23 protein-coding genes are annotated in these 20,603 nt (G+C 60.9%); 10 read left to right on the top strand and 13 right to left on the bottom strand.

The window, feature by feature from the left end; genetic code table 11:
- Nucleotides 1–8 precede the first annotated feature (8 nt).
- From PMI25_RS12910 to PMI25_RS12890, 5 genes are all read right to left on the bottom strand, one after another.
- The gene (locus PMI25_RS12910; protein ID WP_150113624.1) at nucleotides 9–1,097 is read right to left on the bottom strand and encodes a flagellar basal body P-ring protein FlgI; all 1,089 of its coding nucleotides are present in this window, start codon (nucleotides 1,095–1,097) and stop codon (nucleotides 9–11) included.
- A gap of 27 nt (nucleotides 1,098–1,124) precedes the next feature.
- Nucleotides 1,125–1,820 (bottom strand): flagellar basal body L-ring protein FlgH, encoded by a 696-nt coding sequence (gene flgH, locus PMI25_RS12905; protein ID WP_007965503.1) that lies wholly within the window; start codon nucleotides 1,818–1,820, stop codon nucleotides 1,125–1,127.
- A gap of 52 nt (nucleotides 1,821–1,872) precedes the next feature.
- Nucleotides 1,873–2,658 carry a flagellar basal-body rod protein FlgG gene (gene flgG / locus PMI25_RS12900; RefSeq protein WP_003222804.1) on the bottom strand — a complete coding sequence of 262 codons (786 nt, stop codon included), beginning with the start codon at nucleotides 2,656–2,658 and terminating at the stop codon, nucleotides 1,873–1,875.
- A gap of 45 nt (nucleotides 2,659–2,703) precedes the next feature.
- Nucleotides 2,704–3,444, bottom strand: a complete 741-nt coding sequence (locus PMI25_RS12895; protein ID WP_007965507.1) for a flagellar basal body rod protein FlgF — start codon at nucleotides 3,442–3,444, stop codon at nucleotides 2,704–2,706.
- 352 nt (nucleotides 3,445–3,796) lie between these two features.
- Nucleotides 3,797–5,359: a sigma-54-dependent phenylalanine hydroxylase transcriptional regulator PhhR gene (locus PMI25_RS12890; protein WP_045122050.1), complete on the bottom strand. Its 1,563-nt coding sequence runs from the start codon at nucleotides 5,357–5,359 to the stop codon at nucleotides 3,797–3,799.
- Between the two features lie 389 nt (nucleotides 5,360–5,748).
- On the opposite strand from PMI25_RS12890, the gene phhA reads away from it, so the two are divergent.
- The 6 genes from phhA (at nucleotide 5,749) to PMI25_RS12865 (ending at nucleotide 10,223) form a co-directional block, all read left to right on the top strand.
- The gene (gene phhA, locus PMI25_RS12885) at nucleotides 5,749–6,540 is read left to right on the top strand and encodes a phenylalanine 4-monooxygenase (protein ID WP_007965510.1); all 792 of its coding nucleotides are present in this window, start codon (nucleotides 5,749–5,751) and stop codon (nucleotides 6,538–6,540) included.
- 118 nt (nucleotides 6,541–6,658) lie between these two features.
- On the top strand, nucleotides 6,659–7,015 hold the full coding sequence (locus PMI25_RS12880; RefSeq protein WP_003222798.1) for a 4a-hydroxytetrahydrobiopterin dehydratase: 357 nt from the start codon (nucleotides 6,659–6,661) through the stop codon (nucleotides 7,013–7,015).
- Nucleotides 7,015–8,208, top strand: coding sequence for an amino acid aminotransferase (locus tag PMI25_RS12875; protein WP_007965512.1), 1,194 nt, complete (start codon nucleotides 7,015–7,017; stop codon nucleotides 8,206–8,208). Before PMI25_RS12880 ends, PMI25_RS12875 begins: the two co-directional genes overlap by 1 nt.
- Nucleotides 8,209–8,536: 328 nt before the next feature.
- Nucleotides 8,537–8,668, top strand: coding sequence for a hypothetical protein (locus tag PMI25_RS29775; RefSeq protein WP_007965514.1), 132 nt, complete (start codon nucleotides 8,537–8,539; stop codon nucleotides 8,666–8,668).
- 69 nt (nucleotides 8,669–8,737) lie between these two features.
- On the top strand, nucleotides 8,738–8,920 hold the full coding sequence (locus tag PMI25_RS12870) for a hypothetical protein (RefSeq protein ID WP_007965516.1): 183 nt from the start codon (nucleotides 8,738–8,740) through the stop codon (nucleotides 8,918–8,920).
- 115 nt (nucleotides 8,921–9,035) lie between these two features.
- Nucleotides 9,036–10,223, top strand: coding sequence for an MFS transporter (locus tag PMI25_RS12865; RefSeq protein ID WP_177325720.1), 1,188 nt, complete (start codon nucleotides 9,036–9,038; stop codon nucleotides 10,221–10,223).
- Here the strand turns inward: PMI25_RS12865 and arfB are convergent.
- The gene (arfB, locus tag PMI25_RS12860; protein WP_007965520.1) at nucleotides 10,220–10,633 is read right to left on the bottom strand and encodes an alternative ribosome rescue aminoacyl-tRNA hydrolase ArfB; all 414 of its coding nucleotides are present in this window, start codon (nucleotides 10,631–10,633) and stop codon (nucleotides 10,220–10,222) included. The genes PMI25_RS12865 and arfB overlap by 4 nt on opposite strands.
- Before the next feature lie 184 nt (nucleotides 10,634–10,817).
- Complete coding sequence (locus tag PMI25_RS12855) at nucleotides 10,818–12,236, bottom strand: amino acid permease (protein WP_007966008.1); 1,419 nt, start codon at nucleotides 12,234–12,236, stop codon at nucleotides 10,818–10,820.
- Nucleotides 12,237–13,128: 892 nt separating this feature from the next.
- Between PMI25_RS12855 and PMI25_RS29475 the strand changes: the two genes are divergently transcribed.
- Nucleotides 13,129–13,266 carry a hypothetical protein gene (locus PMI25_RS29475; protein WP_003222780.1) on the top strand — a complete coding sequence of 46 codons (138 nt, stop codon included), beginning with the start codon at nucleotides 13,129–13,131 and terminating at the stop codon, nucleotides 13,264–13,266.
- Between the two features lie 71 nt (nucleotides 13,267–13,337).
- On the top strand, nucleotides 13,338–14,303 hold the full coding sequence (locus PMI25_RS12845; protein WP_007966010.1) for a hypothetical protein: 966 nt from the start codon (nucleotides 13,338–13,340) through the stop codon (nucleotides 14,301–14,303).
- 198 nt (nucleotides 14,304–14,501) lie between these two features.
- Here the strand turns inward: PMI25_RS12845 and rluB are convergent, their stop codons facing one another.
- The 6 genes from rluB to PMI25_RS12815 form a co-directional block, all read right to left on the bottom strand.
- Nucleotides 14,502–15,722 carry a 23S rRNA pseudouridine(2605) synthase RluB gene (gene rluB, locus PMI25_RS12840; RefSeq protein ID WP_007966012.1) on the bottom strand — a complete coding sequence of 407 codons (1,221 nt, stop codon included), beginning with the start codon at nucleotides 15,720–15,722 and terminating at the stop codon, nucleotides 14,502–14,504.
- 142 nt (nucleotides 15,723–15,864) lie between these two features.
- Nucleotides 15,865–16,056, bottom strand: coding sequence for a DUF1289 domain-containing protein (locus tag PMI25_RS12835; RefSeq protein WP_003222773.1), 192 nt, complete (start codon nucleotides 16,054–16,056; stop codon nucleotides 15,865–15,867).
- Between the two features lie 143 nt (nucleotides 16,057–16,199).
- The gene (gene scpB, locus PMI25_RS12830; protein WP_007966014.1) at nucleotides 16,200–17,177 is read right to left on the bottom strand and encodes an SMC-Scp complex subunit ScpB; all 978 of its coding nucleotides are present in this window, start codon (nucleotides 17,175–17,177) and stop codon (nucleotides 16,200–16,202) included.
- Between the two features lie 11 nt (nucleotides 17,178–17,188).
- Complete coding sequence (locus PMI25_RS12825; RefSeq protein ID WP_171061841.1) at nucleotides 17,189–17,887, bottom strand: segregation and condensation protein A; 699 nt, start codon at nucleotides 17,885–17,887, stop codon at nucleotides 17,189–17,191.
- 123 nt (nucleotides 17,888–18,010) lie between these two features.
- On the bottom strand, nucleotides 18,011–18,640 hold the full coding sequence (locus PMI25_RS12820) for an L-threonylcarbamoyladenylate synthase (RefSeq protein WP_007966016.1): 630 nt from the start codon (nucleotides 18,638–18,640) through the stop codon (nucleotides 18,011–18,013).
- 13 nt (nucleotides 18,641–18,653) lie between these two features.
- Entirely contained in the window at nucleotides 18,654–19,517 is an 864-nt protein-coding gene (locus tag PMI25_RS12815; RefSeq protein WP_007966017.1) for a PHP domain-containing protein, read from the bottom strand.
- A gap of 87 nt (nucleotides 19,518–19,604) precedes the next feature.
- On the opposite strand from PMI25_RS12815, the gene PMI25_RS12810 reads away from it, so the two are divergent.
- Both PMI25_RS12810 and PMI25_RS12805 read left to right on the top strand, forming a co-directional pair.
- Entirely contained in the window at nucleotides 19,605–20,201 is a 597-nt protein-coding gene (locus PMI25_RS12810) for a septation protein A (RefSeq protein WP_007966018.1), read from the top strand.
- A gap of 1 nt (nucleotide 20,202) precedes the next feature.
- Nucleotides 20,203–20,502, top strand: a complete 300-nt coding sequence (locus PMI25_RS12805) for a YciI family protein (protein ID WP_007966019.1) — start codon at nucleotides 20,203–20,205, stop codon at nucleotides 20,500–20,502.
- The last annotated feature ends 101 nt before the right edge of the window (nucleotides 20,503–20,603 follow it).

Here is a 20,603-nt window from a genome sequence, read left to right as displayed (position 1 = left end):
CGCCGTCCTCAGATCACGATCAGGTCGGCTTGCAACGCGCCGGCCTGCTTGAGTGCTTCGAGAATGGCCATCAGGTCACCCGGTGCCGCGCCGACCTGGTTCACCGCCCGCACGATTTCGTCGAGGGTGGTGCCCGGGCCGAACTTGAACATTGGCTTGGCCTCCTGCTGAGCATTGACCCGCGAGCGTGGCACCACGGCGGTCTGCCCATTGGACAGCGGACCCGGCTGGCTGACGATCGGGTCTTCGGTGATGGTCACGGTCAGGCTGCCGTGGGTCACGGCGGCCGGCGAAACTTTCACGTTCTGGCCGATGACGATGGTGCCGGTACGCGAGTTGATGATGACTTTCGCCACCGCCTGACCCGGGTCGACTTCAAGGTTTTCGAGGATCGACAGATAGTCGACGCGCTGGCTCGGATCGAGCGGCGCCGTCACCCGGATCGAGCCACCGTCGATAGCTTGCGCCACGCCAGGGCCGAGCATGTCGTTGATCTTGTCGACGATGCGCTTGGCAGTGGTGAAGTCGGAACGGTTGAGGTTCAGCGTCAGGCTGTTGCCCTGGTTGAAACCGCTCGGCACCGAACGCTCGACCGAAGCACCGCCCGGAATACGACCGGCCGACGGAACGTTGACGGTGATCTTCGAACCGTCACGACCTTCGGCATCGAAACCACCCACCACCAGGTTGCCCTGAGCGATGGCGTAGACGTTGCCGTCGATACCCTTGAGCGGGGTCAGCAACAGGGTGCCGCCGCGCAGGCTCTTGGAGTTACCGATCGAAGACACGGTGATGTCGACCTGCTGCCCCGGTTTGGCGAACGCCGGCAGATCGGCACTCACCGACACCGCCGCAACGTTTTTCAACTGCACGTTGCCCGAGCCTGGCGGCACCTTGATGCCGAACTGCGAGAGCATGTTGTTGAAGGTCTGCAGGGTGAACGGGGTCTGCGTCGTCTGGTCGCCGGTACCGTTAAGCCCGACCACCAGGCCGTAACCGATCAACTGGTTGGAACGCACGCCGGAAATGCTGGCGATATCTTTCAGCCGCTCGGCGTGGGCACCAAAGGCTGCGGACATCATGGCCGCCGCCAGCATGAAGCTTTTCAGATTCAACGTAGCCACCTAGAAAGGGAACAGCGGGCTGAGGAAGAAACGGTCGAACCAGCCTGGCTGACTCGCATCGGCAAACGAACCGGTGCCCGAGTAGGTGATGCGCGCATCGGCGACGCGGGTCGACGACACGGTGTTGTCGGTGGCGATGTCATCGGCACGCACCAGACCTGCGATCCGCACCAGCTCGTCGCCGGTGTTGAGGGTCATCCACTTTTCGCCGCGCACGGCGATGATGCCGTTGGGCAGCACGTCGGCCACGGTCACGGTGATCGAACCGGTCAGGGTGTTGCCCTGCGCCGCCTTGCTGTCGCCCTTGGTCGCGCGGTCGCCGCTGTAGCCGACGTCCAGGCTCAGGTCATTGCCACCCAACGGGTTGTTGGTGGTGCCACTGCCGCCGAACAGCGAAGTCAGGCCGATGCCGGTCTTGCTGTTCTTGGCCACTTGCGAGTTAGCGTTTTTGCTGGCCTGAGTCTTCTCGTTCAGGGTGATGGTGATGATGTCACCGACCCGGAACGCCTTGCGGTCGCTGTACAGGTTCTGCTCGAAGCCGGCCTGATAGATCGAGCCGTTGTTGGCTGCCGCCGGCAACGGCGTGCGTGGCAACACCGGAGCGTAATAAGGGTCATTGGGCTTGGGCGTCGGTGCGACGCAGCCCGCGAGCGAGACGACCCCACCCAATGCCAGAACAGATACGAAGCGTTTCATGACCCTACCTCACGGTGTTGCTGGCGACCGCATGGCCGCCCCATAGACTTGATTACAGATTCTGCGTTACGAACGAGAGCATCTGGTCGGCGGTGGAGATCACCTTGGAGTTCATCTCGTAGGCGCGCTGAGTGGTGATCATGTTGACCATCTCTTCAACGGTGCTGACGTTGGAACCTTCCAGGGTGTTCTGCAGCGTGGTACCGAAACCGTTCAGGCCCGGGGTGCCGATTTGCGGCGCGCCGGATGCAGCGGTTTCCAGGAACAGGTTGTTGCCCACTGCTTGCAGACCGGCCGGGTTGATGAAGTCGGCGGTTTGCAGGTTGCCGATCACCTGAGCGGCCGGGTTGCCTGGCACCGTGATCGACACGGTGCCGTCGGTGCCGACGGTGAAGCTCTGGGCGTTGTTCGGGATGACGATGGCCGGCTCCAGGGCGAAACCGCTGGCGTTGACGATCTGGCCATTGGAATCGAGGTGGAAAGTACCGTCACGGGTGTAGGACGTGGTGCCGTCCGGCTGCAGGATCTGGAAGAAACCGCGACCGTCGATGGCCATGTCCAGCGGCTGCTCGGTGGTTTGCAGGCTGCCGGCGGTGAAGTTTTTCTGGGTGCCGACGATGCGCACACCGGTACCCAGTTGCAGACCCGACGGCAGTTCGCTGTCTTGGGTCGACTGGGCGCCTGGCTGACGCTTGATCTGGTACAGCAGGTCCTGGAACTCGGCACGGTCACGTTTGAAACCCGTGGTCGAGACGTTCGCCAGGTTGTTGGAAATGGTGGTCAGGTTGGTGTCCTGGGCGGACAGACCGGTTTTGGCAACCCATAGAGCCGGAAGCATTCGATTCTCCTCGTGCGCCTGTTTTACGGCGCGACGTTCTGATAATTAGCTGATCTGCAAGACCCGAGCCATGGCCTGGTCGTCGTCTTTGGCGGTGTTCATCATCTTGACGTGCAACTCGAACTGCTTGGCCAGAGCCAGCACCGAGGTCATTTCTTCCACGGCATTGACGTTGCTCGACTCAAGGAAACCCGACACCAGTTTGACGTTGGCATCGGCCGGCGCCGGCTGGCCGTCCTTGGTGTAGATCGAGCCATCGAGGCCTTTGTTGAGGTTCTTGATGTCCGGGTTGACCAGTTTGATCCGGTCGACTTCCGCCATGACGCGCGGGCCTTCGCCCATCGCACGAATACTGATGGTGCCGTCTTCACCGACTTCGACCTGCTGCTCCGGCGGCACGGCGATCGGACCGCCATTGCCCAATACCGGCATGCCGTTGCCGGCGCGCAATACGCCGAGGGCGTCGATATTCAGGCTGCCGGTGCGCACGTAGCTTTCACCACCGTTGGGGTTCTGCACGGCAATAAAACCGTTGCCGGTCACGGCCACGTCGAGATCACGCCCGGTCTGCACCAGCGAACCGGCGGTGAAGTCGGTGGCGGGCCGTTCGCTCATGGCAAACGCACGCGCCGGAAAGCTGTCACCGAACACCGGCATCGAACGCGCCTGCTCCAGGTCGCGCTGAAAACCATTGGTGGAGATGTTCGCCAGGTTGTTGGCATGGGCCTTTTGCGCCAGTGCGTTCTGACTGGCGCCGGTCATTGCCACATAAAGGTACTTGTCCACACTCTTTCCTCTGCATGCCGGACGTTTGCCGCCCACCGCTGTACTGCTGAGCCATAAGCAATTTGCAGACCAACTTTTTTCTGGCGGCTTGCGGCCCGGTAAACAAAGGACTTGAGGGATGGCGAGGGGAAATTTGAAAGGTAGCGAAGTCGAAAAACCGGCGGTGTTATGCCGCTTGGCGGCAATCCCGATTTTTGCAGATGGAAAAAGAACCTTGTGGTGAGGGGATTTATCCCCGATGGGCTGCACAGCAGCCCCAATCCATCCATTGATGGTGTATTGAATGGACCGCATTTGCCGGGTTTGGGGCGGCTTCGCCCCCCATCGGGGATGAATCCCCTCACCACAATAGCTACTCGGCTGGGTCTTTACCGACTTCGTACTCACGCAGCTTGTTGGCAATCGTCGTATGCGAAACCCCCAACCGCTTCCCCAGTTGCCGACTGCTCGGGTGCTCGGAATACAAGCGCTCCAGCACCGCTTTTTCAAAGCGCCCGACGATCTCGTCCAGCCCACCCTCCAGCGAGAAATCGCCAAGCGGCTGACGCACGCCGTAATCCGGCAAGCGAATATGTTCGACCTTGACCGTGCCACCCTCGCACAGCGAAACCGCTTGGAACAGCACGTTCTCCAGCTGCCGCACGTTGCCCGGCCAGTGATAGTGACTGAGGCGATCCATCGCCGCCGGCGCCAGTTTCGGCAGCGAACAGCCGATCTGCCGGCTGGCCTGATCGAGGAAATGCTCGACCAGCGGAGTCAAACCGTCGAGGCATTCGCGCAGCGGCGGGATGTGCAGCGACAGCACGTTCAAGCGGTGATACAGGTCCTGACGAAACTCGCCGCGCGCGCACAGTTCGGACAGGTCGACCTGGGTCGCGCAGATCACCCGCACATCCAGATACACCTCTTCATCACTGCCGACCCGACGGAAGCAGCCGTCCTGCAGAAAGCGCAGCAGCTTCACCTGCAAGCGCGGGCTCATTTCGCCGACGCCATCGAGAAACAGCGTGCCGCCTGCCGTCAGCTCCAGCAGGCCGAGTTTGCCTTCCGCTCGCGCGCCTTCGAACGCGCCGGGGCCGTAGCCGAACAGCTCGGTCTCGGCCATCGACTCCGGAAGTCCTGCGCAGTTAAGCGCCATCAGCGGCGACTGCCCGCGCGGACTGGCGAGGTGACAGGCACGGGCCAGCAACTCTTTGCCGGTGCCGGTTTCGCCTTCTATCAATAGCGGCGCATCCAGTGGCGCCATGCGTCGTGCCTCACGCACCACCGCCGCCATGACTTTTGAACTCTGAAAGATGCTGTCGAAGCCGCGCAATTCCTGTTTGCGCACGTTATAGATGCGCTCGCCGACGCGATCGGCGCGGTGCAAGGTCAGTACCGCACCGGCCATGGCTTCGCTGTCGTCGTGCTCCGATTGCAGCGGCGCGATGTCGGCGAGAAAGATGTCGCCCTTGACCTTGACGCGCATGCCATTGATTCGCGATTTGTTGGCGCGCACCAGTTCCGGCAGGTCGAAATCCTCGGCGTAACGTGACAGCGGAATCCCCGGCACCTCGTCCACCCGCACCCCAAGCAACTGCGCCGCCGCGCGGTTGGCGGCGACGATCGAGCCGCCCATGTCGATCGACAGCACCGGGAACTCCAGCGCACCGAGCAGCGCGTTCAACTCCATGTGCCGACGCTCGCTGGGCATCAACCCGACACGCTTGACGCCAAACACCCCGGCAATCGCCTCGAATTTGGGCCGCAGCGCCTGGAACTGGATGTTGATGAGGTTCGGGCAATGCAGGTAAATCGCATTGCCGTGCTCACCACCGACCTCGCCGCGCGCGACGTTGATCCCGTACTCCACCAGCAGGTTGAGGATGTCGCGCAGGATGCCGATGCGGTTCTGGCAGTGGACTTTGATACGCATATGAATGACCCGAAAAATTGGGATTGAACACAACTCCTGTGGGAGCGAGCTTGCTCGCGAAGGCGTCAGCACATCCAACATTGATGTGTCAGACCTAGCGCTTTCGCGAGCAAGCTCGCTCCCACAGGGTATTGCGGTGCGCCCGGAACCCATTTTTCTGCCGAGGCGCGCAGATTGTTGTCAAGATTATGTGACAGCAACCGCCGTTTTCAAACCTGCAAATCACCGCAAACGCGAGATACGCGCCAAAGCGTAACGATTTTTTTACGAAATCCAGCGGCTTTTCCTACAAGAAGCACATTCAACCTGCTGCATCCACCCCGCTCTCAGGTAATTCTGAAGCCATCGCTGGACATAACAAGAACGAATTCCCCTAGCAGGAGAGCAGTATGAAGCAGACGCAATACGTGGCCCGCGAGCCCGATGCGCAAGGTTTTATCGATTACCCCGCCGAAGAACATGCGGTGTGGAACACGCTGATCACTCGCCAGTTGAAAGTGATCGAGGGTCGGGCGTGCCAGGAGTACCTGGACGGTATCGAAAAACTCGGTCTGCCCCACGACCGCATTCCGCAGCTCGGCGAGATCAACAAGGTGCTCGGTGAGACCACCGGTTGGCAGGTTGCCCGCGTCCCGGCACTGATTCCCTTCCAGACCTTCTTCGAATTGCTCGCCAGCAAACAGTTTCCGGTGGCCACGTTCATTCGTACCCGCGAAGAACTGGACTATCTGCAAGAGCCGGACATTTTCCACGAGATCTTCGGTCACTGCCCGCTGCTGACCAACCCGTGGTTCGCCGAATTCACCCACACCTACGGCAAACTCGGCCTGCAGGCCACCAAGGAAGAGCGTGTGTACCTGGCGCGCCTGTACTGGATGACCATCGAGTTCGGCCTGGTCGATACCCCGCAAGGCAAACGCATCTACGGCGGCGGCATCCTGTCCTCGCCGAAGGAAACCGTTTACTCGCTGTCGGACGAACCCGAGCATCAGGCCTTCGATCCGCTGGAAGCCATGCGCACACCGTATCGCATCGATATCCTGCAGCCGCTGTATTTCGTCCTGCCAAACCTCAAGCGCCTGTTCGACGTTGCCCATGAAGACATCATGGCCATGGTTCGCCAAGGCATGCAGCTGGGATTGCACGCACCGAAATTTCCGCCAAAACCGAAAGCCGCGTGATCCGCGACTTTTGCTGAGAATTGAGTCTGTCAGTCGCCGCCACTTTGGTTTAGCGTGACGGCATTGACAGGCCGATAGTTTCTATAAAAAAAACACACTCGATTTCAGGAATCACACCATGTCCACTTTGAACCAAGCCCACTGCGAAGCCTGCCGCGCGGATGCGCCACAAGTCAGCGACGAAGAACTGCCGATCCTGATCAAGCAGATCCCGGACTGGAACATCGAAGTACGCGACAGCATCATGCAGCTGGAGAAGGTCTTCCTGTTCAAGAACTTCAAACACGCACTGGCCTTCACCAACGCCGTCGGCGAGATCTCCGAGGCCGAAGGTCACCACCCGGGCCTGCTGACCGAGTGGGGCAAAGTTACCGTGACCTGGTGGAGCCACTCGATCAAGGGCCTGCACCGCAACGACTTCATCATGGCCGCACGCACTGACGAAGTGGCCAAGACCGCAGAAGGACGCAAGTAATGCACTTCGACGCCATCGGCCGGGTTCCCGGCGACCCGATCCTCGGTTTGATGGAGGCCTATGCGCAGGACACTAACCCGCGCAAGTTCGACTTGGGCGTTGGCGTCTACAAGGATGCCCAGGGCCTGACGCCGATCCCCGAAGCGGTGAAAATCGCCGAGGCGCGACTGGTCGAAAGCCAGGACACCAAGACTTACATTGGCGGGCACGGCAATCCGCTGTTCGGCAAGCTGATCAATGAGCTGGTGCTTGGCGCCGACTCGAAGCTGATCACCGAACAGCGAGCCGGCGCCACCCAGACTCCGGGCGGCACTGGCGCGCTGCGTCTGGCGGCCGACTTCATTGCCCAGTGCCTGCCGGGCAAGGGCGTGTGGCTGAGCAACCCGACCTGGCCGATCCACGAAACTATCTTTGCTGCGGCCGGGGTCAAGGTCAGTCACTACCCCTACGTGGGCAGCGACAATCGCCTCGACGTCGATGCGATGCTGGCCGTGCTTGACGAAGTACCGCAAGGCGACGTGGTGCTGCTGCATGCGTGCTGCCACAACCCGACCGGTTTCGACCTGAACCACGAAGACTGGCAGCGTGTGCTCGAGGTCGTGCGCCGCCGTGATCTGCTGCCGCTGATCGACTTTGCCTACCAGGGCTTTGGCGATGGTCTGGAGCAGGACGCATGGTCGACCCGACTGTTCGCCGCCGAAGTACCCGAGCTGCTGATTACCAGTTCCTGCTCGAAGAACTTCGGCCTGTATCGCGACCGCACCGGGGCGCTGATTGTCTGCGCGAAAACCGCCGACAAGCTGATCGACATCCGCAGTCAACTGGCCAATATCGCCCGCAACCTGTGGTCGACGCCACCGGATCACGGCGCGGCCGTGGTCGCGACCATCCTCGCCGACCCGGAGCTGAAAGCGCGCTGGGCCGATGAAGTGGAAGCCATGCGCTTGCGCATTGCCCAGTTGCGCAGCGGTCTGGTCGAAGCACTGGAACCGCACGGTCTGCGCGAGCGCTTTGCGCACATTGGCGTGCAACGCGGCATGTTCTCCTACACCGGGCTGTCGCCGGAGCAGGTCAAACAACTGCGTGAGCAACACAGCGTGTACATGGTCAGTTCGGGCCGGGCCAACGTCGCCGGGATCGATGCCACCCGCCTGGCACTGCTGGCCGACGCCATCGCCAACGTCAGCAAGTAACCCCGCAATCCCCCCTTGTAGGAGTGAGCCCTGTGGTGAGGGGATTTATCCCCGATGGGCAGCGAAGCGGCCCCAACACTGCAATCGCGAAATGTCTGACATGGCGCGTGCAATTGTTTTACGGCTGCTTCGCAGCCGATCGGGGATAAATCCCCTCGCCACAGGTTCATTCACACCCACACTTGGAATACGCCCTCCCCCTGCGGCCATCTGTCGCATTATTTTGAATTAAAAGTCTGATTGTCATTTTTCCTGCTGTATCCTGCGCAGGCTTTCAAGAAGCGCGGATCTACCAGATCTATCAACAGACTTAGCGAGGAGCGCAACCATGCACGAGATTCCTAATCTCCCCTTCCCAAGCCTGCACGTACCTGAGCAGACGACCACGCAACAAGCCGGCGCGGAGCAGCCCGAGCCGAAAGAAGCCGTTGAGAGCCGCCAGGCCGACAGCGAAGAGTAAAACCCGCCGTACAGACCGTGTGGAAAGCGCTAAGATGCGCTTTCCACACTGCCTGAAACCGAGCCCGCCATGACCGACGAATTCTCTGAAAGCCAAGCCGCCGTCCTGATCGGCGCCACCGAGAAAATGATCGAGATCTGGCAGCGCCTTTCCCCGGAAAAGCAGGCCGCCCTGCTCGCCCGTTTCGGCAGCGAAGAAAACGCTCTCGCCGCCCTCGTTACCACACAACTGGTCGCCCCGGCCAAACCCTGAAGCCAGCGCCCGGTAAATAGTTTTACTTTTCCCCGCCCCTGACTCGTTAGCGCCGGTATCATAAGCAGCCTATCTAATCCTGCTTTGCCGTGGATCGTTACCCATGTCGTCCTCTATGCCCGAACCGCAGCGCCCCCTGGCGGTCACGCTGCAAGTCGTCTCTATCGTTCTCTTCACCTTTATCGGCTATCTGAACATCGGCATTCCGCTCGCGGTGCTGCCGGGTTACGTCCACAGTGATCTGGGCTTTGGCGCGGTGATCGCCGGGCTGGTGATCAGCGTGCAATACCTCGCCACCCTGCTCAGCCGTCCGTACGCCGGCAAGATCATCGACAACCAGGGCAGCAAGCGCGCGGTGATGATCGGGCTGGCCGGATGCGGCTTGAGCGGTGTGTTCATGCTGATTTCGGCGTGGACACCGAACCTGCCGATGCTCAGCCTGATCAGCCTGTTGATCGGCCGACTGGTGTTGGGCAGCGCGGAAAGCCTGGTCGGCTCCGGCTCGATCGGCTGGGGCATCGGCCGGGTCGGCGCGGCGAACACCGCCAAAGTCATCTCGTGGAACGGCATCGCCAGTTACGGTGCGCTGGCGGTCGGCGCGCCGTTCGGTGTGTGGCTGGTCGGCCAGTTGGGACTGTGGAGCATGGGCGTCAGCATCATCCTGCTGGCGGCGCTGGGCCTGCTGTTGGCGTGGCCGAAAACCGCGGCGCCGATTGTCGCCGGTGAGCGCCTGCCGTTCATGCATGTGCTCGGTCGCGTGTTCCCGCACGGCTGCGGCCTGGCGCTAGGCTCGATCGGGTTCGGTACCATCGCCACCTTCATCACCCTGTATTACGCCACCCGGCACTGGGACAACGCGGTGCTGTGCCTGAGCCTGTTCGGCGCCAGCTTCATCGGCGCGCGCCTGCTGTTCGGCAACCTGATCAACCGTCTCGGCGGCTTTCGCGTGGCGATTGCCTGCCTGTCGGTGGAAACCCTGGGCCTGTTGCTGCTGTGGCTGGCACCCGACGCACATTGGGCGCTGGCCGGGGCGGCACTCAGTGGTTTCGGCTTCTCGCTGGTATTCCCGGCGCTGGGCGTGGAAGCGGTGAATCTGGTGCCAGCCTCCAGCCGAGGCGCGGCAGTCGGCGCCTATTCGTTGTTCATCGATTTGTCGCTGGGGATCACCGGACCGCTGGCCGGGGCCATTGCGTCGGGCTTCGGTTTTGCTTCGATCTTCCTGTTCGCCGCCCTCGCTGCACTGAGCGGTCTGGCGTTGAGCGTGTATCTGTACAAGCACACGGCGAAGTACCGCGAAGACTAGAAATCCACCTTGCCACGCCCGGCCTTGATGTTGCCCCGCTTGGTCTTGGATTCGAGCCGGCGCTTCTTCGAGCCGAGGGTCGGCTTGGTCGGGCGGCGCTTCTTTTCAACCTTGGTGGCGCTGAGGATCAGCTCGACCAGACGCTCCAGCGCATCGGCACGGTTGGCTTCCTGCGTGCGGTACTGCTGGGCCTTGATGATCAGCACGCCATCGCTGGTGATGCGGCTGTCGCGCAGCGCCAGCAGCCGCTCCTTGTAGAACTCGGGCAAGGACGAGGCCGGAATGTCGAAGCGCAGGTGCACGGCGCTGGAGACTTTGTTGACGTTCTGCCCACCGGCGCCTTGCGCGCGAATGGCCGTCAATTCGATCTCGGCATCCGGCAGATGCACGTTGTTGGAAATCACCAGCATGGAAAAGCATCCGTAATCAGAAGCAGCAGGATACGCCATCAACCGTGTAGGAGCTGCCGAAGGCTGCGATCTTTTGATCTGTTTTAAAGATCAAGATACAAAAGATCGCAGCCTTCGGCAGCTCCTACTGGGGCAATAAAAAACCCGGCACATTGGCCGGGTTTGTCGTTTGTTGCTTCAGCGCTTACTTGGAGGCACTCGCCGCGTGCAGCGCCTGCTGCGCACCGCGCTTGTTCTTGATCACGTAGCAGACCCACATGAACACGACCCACACCGGAATCGCGTACACCGAGATCTGGATGCCCGGGATCAGCAGCATCACGCCAAGGATGAACGCGACGAACGCTAGACAGATGTAGTTGCCGTACGGGTACCACAGCGCCTTGAACAATGGCGTCTGCTGCGTCTTGTTCATGTGCTGACGGAACTTGAAGTGCGACAAGCTGATCATCGCCCAGTTGATCACCAGGGTCGCAACCACCAGCGACATCAGCAGTTCCAGCGCCTGCTGCGGGATCAAGTAGTTGAGCAGCACCGCCACTAGCGTGACCGCTGCCGACGCGAGGATCGAACGCACCGGCACGCCGCGCTTGTCGATTTTCGCCAGACCTTTCGGCGCATCGCCCTGCTCGGCCATGCCCAGCAGCATGCGGCTGTTGCAGTAGGTGCCGCTGTTGTACACCGACAGCGCTGCGGTCAGCACCACGAAGTTGAGGATGTGCGCAGCGGTGTTGCTGCCGAGCATCGAGAACACCTGCACGAACGGGCTGCCGCTGTACGAATCGCCGGACGCGTTGAGCGTCGCCAGCAGACTGTCCCATGGGGTCAGCGACAGCAGGATCACCAGCGCGCCGATGTAGAAAATCAGGATGCGGTAAATCACCTGGTTGATCGCTTTCGGGATCACGGTTTTCGGCTTGTCCGCTTCTGCAGCGGTGAAACCGAGCATTTCCAGGCCACCGAAGGAGAACATGATGATCGCCATCGCCATCACCAGACCGCTGACGCCGTTGGGGAAGAACCCGCCGTGCGACCACAGGTTGCTGACCGAGGCCTGCGGGCCGCCATGGCCGCTGACCAGCAGGTAGCTGCCCAGCGCGATCATGCCGACGATCGCCACGACCTTGATGATCGCGAACCAGAATTCGGCTTCACCGAAGACTTTGACGTTGGCCAGGTTGATCGCGTTGATCAGCACGAAGAATGCCGCAGCGGTGACCCAGGTCGGGATGTCCGGCGCCCAGTAATGGATGTATTTGCCGACTGCGGTCAGCTCCGACATGCCTACCAGAATGTACAGAATCCAGCAGTTCCAGCCCGACAGGAAACCGGCAAAACCGCCCCAGTACTTGTGCGCGAAATGGCTGAAGGAACCGGCCACCGGCTCTTCGACGATCATCTCGCCGAGCTGGCGCATGATCATGAAGGCGATGAAGCCGCAGATGGCATAGCCGAGGATCATCGACGGGCCGGCGGATTTCAGCACCCCGGCCGAGCCGAGGAACAATCCGGTACCGATCGCGCCACCGAGGGCGATCAGTTGAATGTGGCGATTTTTCAGGCCGCGTTTCAGCTCGCCTGATTGCGAGGGTTGTCCACTCATGAAAAAGGTCTCACGCAAGGTTTGATGATGTTCAGTAGACGTTGCTGCAAGGTTGCGATTTCAGACAACCCCGATCAAACCCCAGCGCAAGCACCAGGAATTCAGCTTTTTTACAACGGTCATGCGTCACCTGTTTGTTTTTATCTGTGACGAAATCGAACCCGACACGCTTGTGACGCGGCGGAGTGAACAAGGCGGATGGCCTTGAGGTTTCGCGATTACGCAGAGGGTCACAGTTAAAACGCGGCGCATTGTACACCGCCAACCCCCTGCTGCCAGACCCCGCTGGATCAGCGTGGCGCTTGCCGGGATTGCGTGGGTCCGCCTCGAGATGTCCGGGCGGCTGCAAAAATTGAGTCAGGCCTTTGCAGGCCATCGACGGGGACGCGCGAAAAACCGCCCCACGGAGAGAAGTGAAGATCAATCTCGGCGTTCATTGCGCCTCCTTCTTGTTATGTACCTGCACGACAGGCATGAGGCGCATCTCACCCTGCAAACGGCGCTGAAACAAGCGCGCCAGAGCCCTGCGCCACGCCTTTGCAGGCGGGCTTCGGCAGGTTTTCCTTACAGCGTTGGCAACGGGGTGAATCCACTGGTCTTTACCGGGGTTTCCGTAAACTTTTCTTTACTACGCGTAACGCAGATTTTCCATTTCGGAAAATTCTGTAGGACGTCTGCAAATTGACGGTAGCAAGCTTGCTAATGAAAGTTGCCGTTTAGTTTTTTGTTTTCAAATAAGAAAATCGTCGCTTGAAAACAGAATAAAAAGTTTATTTAAATTTTAAATAAATAATTTTTTGCATTACAAAACACCCTGAACTAGGTTCTTCACGTCTTGCCGGCCAACTCGACCGGCCAGTCATAACCGTGAAAGTCATCTAGGAGATCGACCATGCAAGCACTGGAAAAAGACCTGGACACCGAACTGCAACTGGACGAATGGTTCGAAGCACCGACCCATGAGGCCGCCGTGGAAATGATGCAAGCCGACGCGGTGGTTCCGTTCGGCACGGCAATGTGGCCTCTGTAAGACATCCCCGGGCAGGCACGATCCGGCCGGTCGTGCCTGCCGCTTTCTTCACGGTCAGTCAGGGAGGACTCATGGATAAGCCCCGCGCGATCTCGCATTTCCTTTACTACCTCGAACATCACCCTGCCCTTGCCGGTCTCGACTCGGCGAAGGTACTGCTCGGCCACACCGCCGATTACGAAGCCCTGACCGGCGCCATCGCCGAACAGGCCGGCGATCACCCCCGCTTCACCTTCAGCGCCAGACGCCTTGATCTGGAAAGCACCGCAACGCTGACCGCGGCGATTGCCGACAGCGATCTGTACATTTTCTTCTACGACTCTTCCACCCTGCCCAACCCGCGCCCCGACGGCCCGGAGTTCGTTCGCGCCTTGCAAGGCGTGATGGCGGAAAACTGGAAGAAGTCGCTGCTGTTCAAGGATTACGGCGACTATTTCTACGACACCTTCAGCGTCACCCCGCAGCGCATCGCCGGTCTCAACAGCCACTTGATCCAGCGCATGTCCCAGGCCACCACGCTGAGCTTCAAGGACGACCACGGCTCCTGGTTTGAAACACCGCTGAGCAGCATCAAGAAGTGGACCGACATCAACGGCGTCGGCAACTTCGACCTGGCCCCCGGCGAAATCGCCACCCACAGCGAAGCCATCAACGGCCATGTGAAATTCAAGGGTACGTTCCTCAGTACCATCCCGTTTGCGCGCAAGTACGGCGTGCTGGAGTCGCCACTGGAACTGTGGATCGAGAACTCGACCATCAGCCGCATCGCCACCGAGGTGCCGGGGCTGGAGCATGATTTCAACAAGTACCTTGATGCGAATCCGTCGAACCGGCGGATTGAGGAATTGGGGATTGGCACCAATGAAGGCGTGAAGGATTTGTATGCACGCAATGCCGGATTTGAGGAGCGGCATTGTGGGTTGCATCTGGGGCTGGGCGGTGGCGCGAAAGGCAGTCATCACCTGGACCTGATCTTTTCTGGCGGCGTTTTGGCGCTGGATGACAAGCCGGTGTTTGACGGGCGGTTTGTGTTTTAGGCGACTGACGCCTTCGCGAGCAAGCTCGCTCCCACAATGGGAATTGTGTTCAACGCAGATCCAATGTGGGAGCGAGCTTGCTCGCGAAGAGGCCGGTTCAGCCAATGCAACTCTTTCGCCAGACGAAAAAAAACGCCAACCCTGCGGTTGGCGTTTTTGCTTTAGCTCGAAGCTTGCCGCTCAAAGCTCACAGCTGCCTTATTCCGGCTTCTTGCGACCAAAACCCGGACGCTGACCGGAGCCGGCCGGGGCGCCACGGCGCTTGCCCGATGGCTTGTCACCGTCGACCAGTTTGATACCTGGGCGCTTGGCTGCAGGCTTGGCCGGACGCTTGTTGCTCGTGTCGGCAGGACGATCCGCCACTGGCGTACCACGACCGGCAGGCGCTCGACCTTCGCCACGCTCGGTACGACCATTGGCCGGACGCGGTGCGCGCTCGCCATCACGGGCAACCGGCTTGCGGCCAGGACGCTCGCCTTCGATCTGCGGCTCACGGCTCGGACGCGGACCGGTCGGCGCGCCAGCGGCTGGACGCAGGGTACGCACGCGCTCGGTCTTGGCCATCGGCCGCGACGATTTGCGCTGCATACGCTCCAGTTTGTCCTTGCTCTTGGCGTTGAGTTGCGGCATCGCCACCGGGGTCAGGCCGACTTCGGCGCTGAGCACGTCGACTTCGTACTGGCTCATTTCGCGCCAGCGGCCCATCGGCAGGTCGGAGTTGAGGAACACCGGACCGAAACGTACGCGCTTCAGACGGCTGACCACCAGGCCCTGGGATTCCCACAGACGACGAACCTCACGGTTACGGCCTTCCATCACCACGCAGTGATACCAGTGGTTGAAGCCTTCGCCGCCCGGTGCCTGTTGAATGTCGGTGAAACGCGCCGGGCCGTCTTCCAGTACCACGCCGGCCTTCAAGCGCTCGATCATTTCGTCGTCGACTTCACCGCGTACACGCACGGCGTACTCACGGTCCATCTCGTAGGACGGGTGCATCAGGCGGTTGGCCAGCTCACCGTCGGTGGTGAACATCAGCAGACCGGTGGTGTTGATGTCGAGACGACCGATGTTGATCCAGCGGCCTTCTTTCGGACGCGGCAGCTTGTCGAATACGGTCGGACGGCCTTCCGGGTCGTCACGGGTGCAGATCTCGCCATCGGGCTTGTTGTACATGATCACGCGCCGCACCGACTCGGCAGCCTCTTCGCGCTTGATCACCTTGCCATCGATGGTAATGGCGTCGTGCATGTCGACGCGCAGGCCGAGGGTGGCGTCTTTGCCATTGACCTTGATCCGGCCCTGGCTGATCCAGGCTTCAACGTCACGGCGCGAGCCGACGCCGATACGGGCGAGAACCTTCTGCAGTTTTTCGCCTGCTGGGCCGATTTCCTGGTCGTCTTGCTGATTGATGTCACTCATCTGGGCACCTCCCGGTGTGGTCTGTTCAGGCGGCGCCTGAAGCATTGAAATCTGGTTTTCGGGCGAAGGGATCGCCGAAGGGTCGCGAATCATACGCGGATGTGCGCCATCGCGCATCAGAGACTAGCTGATGGTGGGCGACTTATTTCTTTTTCCGCCGACCGGCGCCACCGAGTTTGATCAGGCGCAGCGCGGCTTCGGCCAGTACCGTGCGCTTGTCGTCCTTGTCGAGTTTCTTCCAGGCACGGATCTCGCGCTTGCTGCGGCCACAGCCGAGGCAGATGTCGTCGGTGAATTTGCAGAGGCTGATGCACGGGTCTTTGGTGGAACTCATTTGATATTCCTGGCTTACGCTGAGCCCTGTGGGAGCGAGCTTGCTCGCGAAGGCGGCATGTCAGACGCATCATCTTTGAATGACACACCGCTTTCGCGAGCAAGCTCGCTCCCACAGAGGCCCCATTGCTCCCCGGATTTCGGTCAGTCCTCGAACTCGCGGCGTTCGGCTTCGATCGCTTCGGCCAGGGCACGCGCCTCGGCTTCTTCTTCGCTCAGCTCGGGTTCAGGTTCTGGCACCGGTTGTTCGAGGGCGGCGACGGCGGCCAGGAGTTTTTCCCGGGCCTCGGCAACGCCCAGCACATCCTCTTCCGGTTCGGCTTCAGGCTCGGCCTCAGGTTCAACTTCACTCGTCGGCTCTACGGTCTCGGTTTCAGGCTCAGGCGGATGCGCTTCGCCATCAGCCGCATCCCGCAGCAAGTCATCGAAGTCGGTCTTGATCCCCTCCTCCATGCTGTCCAGTTCCAGCAACAGCGTATGGAAACTGGTTTCCTCCTTCGGCTCTTCCGGTTCGGCACTGGCGTCGGCCTGTTCCTGCAGGCCCTGCGGCACTGGCGCGTCGTCGAAATCGAGGACTGGCTCGGTTTCCATCTCGCGCAGTTCGGCCAGCGGCGGCAGGTCTTCGAGGTTCTTCAGGTTGAAGTGATCGAGAAAGGCCTTGGTGGTGGCGAACATCGCCGGTTTGCCCGGCACGTCGCGGTAACCGACGATGCGGATCCACTCGCGCTCGATCAGCGTCTTGACGATGTTGGTGTTGACCGCCACGCCCCGCACGTCTTCGATCTCGCCGCGAGTGATCGGCTGGCGATAGGCGATCAGCGCCATGGTTTCCAGCAGCGCACGGGAATAGCGCTGCGGGCGTTCTTCCCACAAACGCCCGACCCACGGCGAAAACTTCTCGCGGATCTGCAAGCGGTAGCCGGAGGCGACTTCCTTGAGCTCGAACGCGCGGCCCTCGCAGGACTTGGCCAGCAGGCTCAGGGCTTTCTTGAAGACCGGCGGTTCGGGGCGCTCGCCCTCTTCGAACAGTTCGTAGAGGCGTTCAAGCGATTGCGGCTTTCCCGAGGCCAACAGAAAGGCTTCAAGCAGGGGCGCCAGCTCGCGGGGTTCAGTCAGGTTCATGTTTCGACTCGTTATTCGGCTCGGGCTCGCACGTGGATCGCGGCGAACGGCTCATTCTGCACCAGCTCGACCAAGGATTCCTTGACCAGTTCAAGGATCGCCATAAAGGTCACCACCACACCGAGGCGACCTTCCTCGGCAGTGAACAGCTCGACGAACGGCACAAAGCCGCCGCCCTTGAGCCGTTCCAGCACATCGCTCATGCGCTCGCGGGTCGACAGTGCCTCGCGGCTGACCTGGTGGCTCTCGAACATGTCGCCCCGGCGCAATACTTCTGCCATGGACATCAGAATCTCTTCCAGCGCGACATCCGGCAACAGCTTGCGCGCCCGGGCTTCCGGGGCGTCGAGCTTGGGCACGACCACATCGCGACCGACCCGGCTCAAGCCGTCGATGCCTTCGGCGGCAGCCTTGAAGCGCTCGTATTCCTGCAGGCGACGGATCAGTTCGGCGCGCGGGTCGTCCTCTTCGTCTTCGACGGTTTCGGCGCGCGGCAGGAGCATCCGCGACTTGATCTCGGCCAACATCGCCGCCATCACCAGGTACTCGGCGGCCAGTTCCAGGCGCACCGACTGCATCAACTCGACATAGCCCATGTACTGGCGGGTGATTTCCGCTACCGGGATGTCGAGGATGTTGATGTTCTGTTTGCGGATCAGGTACAGCAGCAGGTCGAGCGGGCCTTCGAAGGCTTCGAGAAACACTTCCAGCGCATCCGGCGGGATGTACAGATCCAGCGGCATTTCCGTGACCGCCTGACCATAGACCATGGCAAACGGCAGTTCCTGCTGGGCGCCGGCCTGGGGATCGACAACGGTTTCCACTGCGGACATTCAGGCCTCGACCATGAACGGCGCGGGGTCGCCGCAACCGACGCGGATCACTTCCGGGTCGTCGCCGGTCAGGTCAATCACGGTGGACGCCTTGATCCCGCCGAAACCGCCGTCGATGATCAGGTCCACCTGATGTTCGAGCAATTGGCGCATTTCGTACGGGTCGCTCAGCGGGTCTTCATCGCCGGGCATGATCAGGGTCACGCTCATCAGCGGCTCGCCGAGTTCGGCCAGCAACGCCAGGGCAATCGGATGGCTCGGCACCCGCAGGCCGATGGTGCGTTTTTTTGGATGCAGCAACAGCCGTGGCACTTCGCGGGTGGCGTTGAGGATAAAGGTGTAAGGCCCCGGCAGATGCGCCTTGAGAATGCGGAAGGTGCCGGTGTCGATCTTGGCGTAGTTGCCCAGTTGCGACAGGTCGCTGCAGATCAGCGCGAAGTTGTGCTTCTCGTCGAGCTGGCGCAGACGGCGCACGCGCTCGATCGCGGTCTTGTCGCCGATCTGGCAACCGATGGCGTAGGAAGAGTCTGTGGGATAAATCACCACCCCGCCTTTGCGGATGATCTCGACCGCCTGTTTGATCAGGCGCGCTTGCGGGTTTTCCGGATGGATCTGGAAAAATTGACTCACGTTTTCTACCTGTTCAGACGGCGGCAATATCTGTGTCATGTTTGAACCGACACCACAGGGGTGGAAGGTCCTCGGGAACCGGCCGGTACTGGCCAATCTCGGACCAGCCACCAGGGCCATGAAAATCACTGCCGGCGCTGACCAGCAGACCGAACTCGCGGGCAAGGATTGCCAGGCTGCCGACCTGTTCCGCAGGCTGATGGCCATTGACCACTTCAATGGCGTGCCCGCCTGCTTGAATATAGTCGGCAATCAGCTTTCGGCGCTTGCTGCGGGTGAAATCGTAGTGCCAGGGATGCGCCAGACTGACCCACGCCCCGGCGGCACGCAGGGTGCCGACGGTGTCTTCCAGGGTCGGCCAGTGCTGCTTGACGTCACCCAACTTGCCGGCGCCGAGCCATTTGCGGAACGCCTCGGCGCGATCCTTTACAAAACCTTCGCGCACCATCCAGTCGGCGAAATGCGGACGGGCCGGGGCGTTGCCGCTGTCGCCCAGTTCCTGCTGGATCTGCCGGGCGCCGTCGAGGGCTCCAGGCATGCCTTTAAGGGCGAGCTTGCGGCTTATTTCTTCCGACCGCAGCCAGCGGCCATCGTGCAATTTGGCGATGGCTTCGACCAGTGGCGCGGCATTGACGTCGAAACCATAGCCCAGCACATGAATGGTCGCGCCGCCCCAGGTGCAGGACAGCTCGACGCCATTGACCAGTTGCATGCCCAGCGCCTCGGCAGCCGTGCGCGCTTCGGCGAGACCTTCGAGGGTGTCGTGGTCGGTCAACGCCAGGACTCGCACGCCGTTTTCGAACGCACGCGCGACCAGAACCGCTGGCGCCAGGGCGCCGTCGGAGGCCGTGCTGTGGCAGTGCAAATCAACATTCACGGGGAGTTGTAACCTCAAATCAGCTGGCGCTATCGCGTGCCCATATGTTTGTTATTATGCCGCCACATCCAGCTTCTGGCTCTCACTGTGAAACAATTCATCGATTTCATCCCGCTTCTGCTGTTTTTCATCGTTTACAAACTGGATCCACGGGTCGTCGACATCGCTGGCCATCAAGTGACTGTAGGCGGTATCTACAGCGCCACGGCGATGCTGATCATCAGCTCCCTGGTGGTCTACGGCGCGTTGTTCATCAAACAGCGCAAGCTGGAAAAGAGCCAATGGCTGACCCTGATCGCCTGCCTGGTGTTCGGCAGCCTGACCCTGGCCTTCCACAGCGAGACCTTCCTCAAATGGAAGGCCCCGGTGGTCAACTGGCTGTTCGCCCTGGCCTTCATCGGCAGTCACTTCATCGGTGACCGCCTGCTGATCAAACGCATCATGGGCCACGCACTGACCCTGCCGGATCCGGTCTGGACCCGCCTGAACATCGCGTGGATCGCCTTCTTCCTGTTCTGCGGCGCCGCCAACCTGTTCGTGGCCTTCACCTTCCAGAGCATCTGGGTCGACTTCAAGGTGTTCGGCAGCCTGGGCATGACCGTGCTGTTCCTGGTCGGTCAGGGCATCTACCTGTCTCGCCATCTGCATGACGCCGATACCACAACGCCAAAAACCGAGGACTGACATGCTCTACGCAATCATTGCCACCGACGTCGCCAACTCGCTCGAAGCCCGCCTCGCCGCGCGCCCGGCCCACCTTGAACGCCTGCAAGTGCTCAAGGGCGAAGGCCGCATCGTACTGGCCGGCCCGCACCCGGCGGTCGACAGCAATGATCCGGGCGCTGCGGGTTTCACCGGCAGCCTGATCGTCGCCGAATTCGACTCCCTGAGCGCCGCCCAGGCCTGGGCCGACGCCGATCCGTACATTGCCGCCGGCGTGTACGCCAACGTGATCGTCAAGCCGTTCAAGCAAGTTTTGCCGTAACCAGCTTCAAAAGATATCGAGGGACTCTGTGGCGAGGGAGCTTGCTCCCGCTGGACTGCGTAGCAGTCCCATTGCCTATGAGTTGAAAAGCGGGGGGCGCT

Origin of the sequence: Pseudomonas sp. GM30 (genome assembly GCF_000282275.2) — a bacterium.
Taxonomy (GTDB): Bacteria; Pseudomonadota; Gammaproteobacteria; order Pseudomonadales; family Pseudomonadaceae; genus Aquipseudomonas.
This window is presented reverse-complemented; position numbering and strand designations above follow the sequence as displayed.

Bases quoted from the DNA above. Each gene is read 5' to 3' on its own strand.
- PMI25_RS12835 (WP_003222773.1), bottom strand. From the start codon at position 16,056: ATGAGTTCCACCAAAGACCCGTGCATCAGCCTCTGCAAATTCACCGAC.
- PMI25_RS12855 (WP_007966008.1), bottom strand. From the start codon at position 12,236: ATGAGTGGACAACCCTCGCAATCAGGCGAGCTGAAACGCGGCCTGAAA.
- PMI25_RS12865 (WP_177325720.1), top strand. From the start codon at position 9,036: ATGCCCGAACCGCAGCGCCCCCTGGCGGTCACGCTGCAAGTCGTCTCT.
- PMI25_RS12805 (WP_007966019.1), top strand. From the start codon at position 20,203: ATGCTCTACGCAATCATTGCCACCGACGTCGCCAACTCGCTCGAAGCC.
- PMI25_RS29775 (WP_007965514.1), top strand. From the start codon at position 8,537: ATGCACGAGATTCCTAATCTCCCCTTCCCAAGCCTGCACGTACCTGAG.
- arfB (WP_007965520.1), bottom strand. From the start codon at position 10,633: ATGCTGGTGATTTCCAACAACGTGCATCTGCCGGATGCCGAGATCGAA.
- PMI25_RS12910 (WP_150113624.1), bottom strand. From the start codon at position 1,097: ATGCTGGCGGCGGCCATGATGTCCGCAGCCTTTGGTGCCCACGCCGAG.
- flgH (WP_007965503.1), bottom strand. From the start codon at position 1,820: ATGAAACGCTTCGTATCTGTTCTGGCATTGGGTGGGGTCGTCTCGCTC.
- PMI25_RS12870 (WP_007965516.1), top strand. From the start codon at position 8,738: ATGACCGACGAATTCTCTGAAAGCCAAGCCGCCGTCCTGATCGGCGCC.
- scpB (WP_007966014.1), bottom strand. From the start codon at position 17,177: ATGAACCTGACTGAACCCCGCGAGCTGGCGCCCCTGCTTGAAGCCTTT.
- flgG (WP_003222804.1), bottom strand. From the start codon at position 2,658: ATGCTTCCGGCTCTATGGGTTGCCAAAACCGGTCTGTCCGCCCAGGAC.
- PMI25_RS12875 (WP_007965512.1), top strand. From the start codon at position 7,015: ATGCACTTCGACGCCATCGGCCGGGTTCCCGGCGACCCGATCCTCGGT.
- PMI25_RS12880 (WP_003222798.1), top strand. From the start codon at position 6,659: ATGTCCACTTTGAACCAAGCCCACTGCGAAGCCTGCCGCGCGGATGCG.
- PMI25_RS29475 (WP_003222780.1), top strand. From the start codon at position 13,129: ATGCAAGCACTGGAAAAAGACCTGGACACCGAACTGCAACTGGACGAA.
- phhA (WP_007965510.1), top strand. From the start codon at position 5,749: ATGAAGCAGACGCAATACGTGGCCCGCGAGCCCGATGCGCAAGGTTTT.
- PMI25_RS12890 (WP_045122050.1), bottom strand. From the start codon at position 5,359: ATGCGTATCAAAGTCCACTGCCAGAACCGCATCGGCATCCTGCGCGAC.
- rluB (WP_007966012.1), bottom strand. From the start codon at position 15,722: ATGAGTGACATCAATCAGCAAGACGACCAGGAAATCGGCCCAGCAGGC.
- PMI25_RS12845 (WP_007966010.1), top strand. From the start codon at position 13,338: ATGGATAAGCCCCGCGCGATCTCGCATTTCCTTTACTACCTCGAACAT.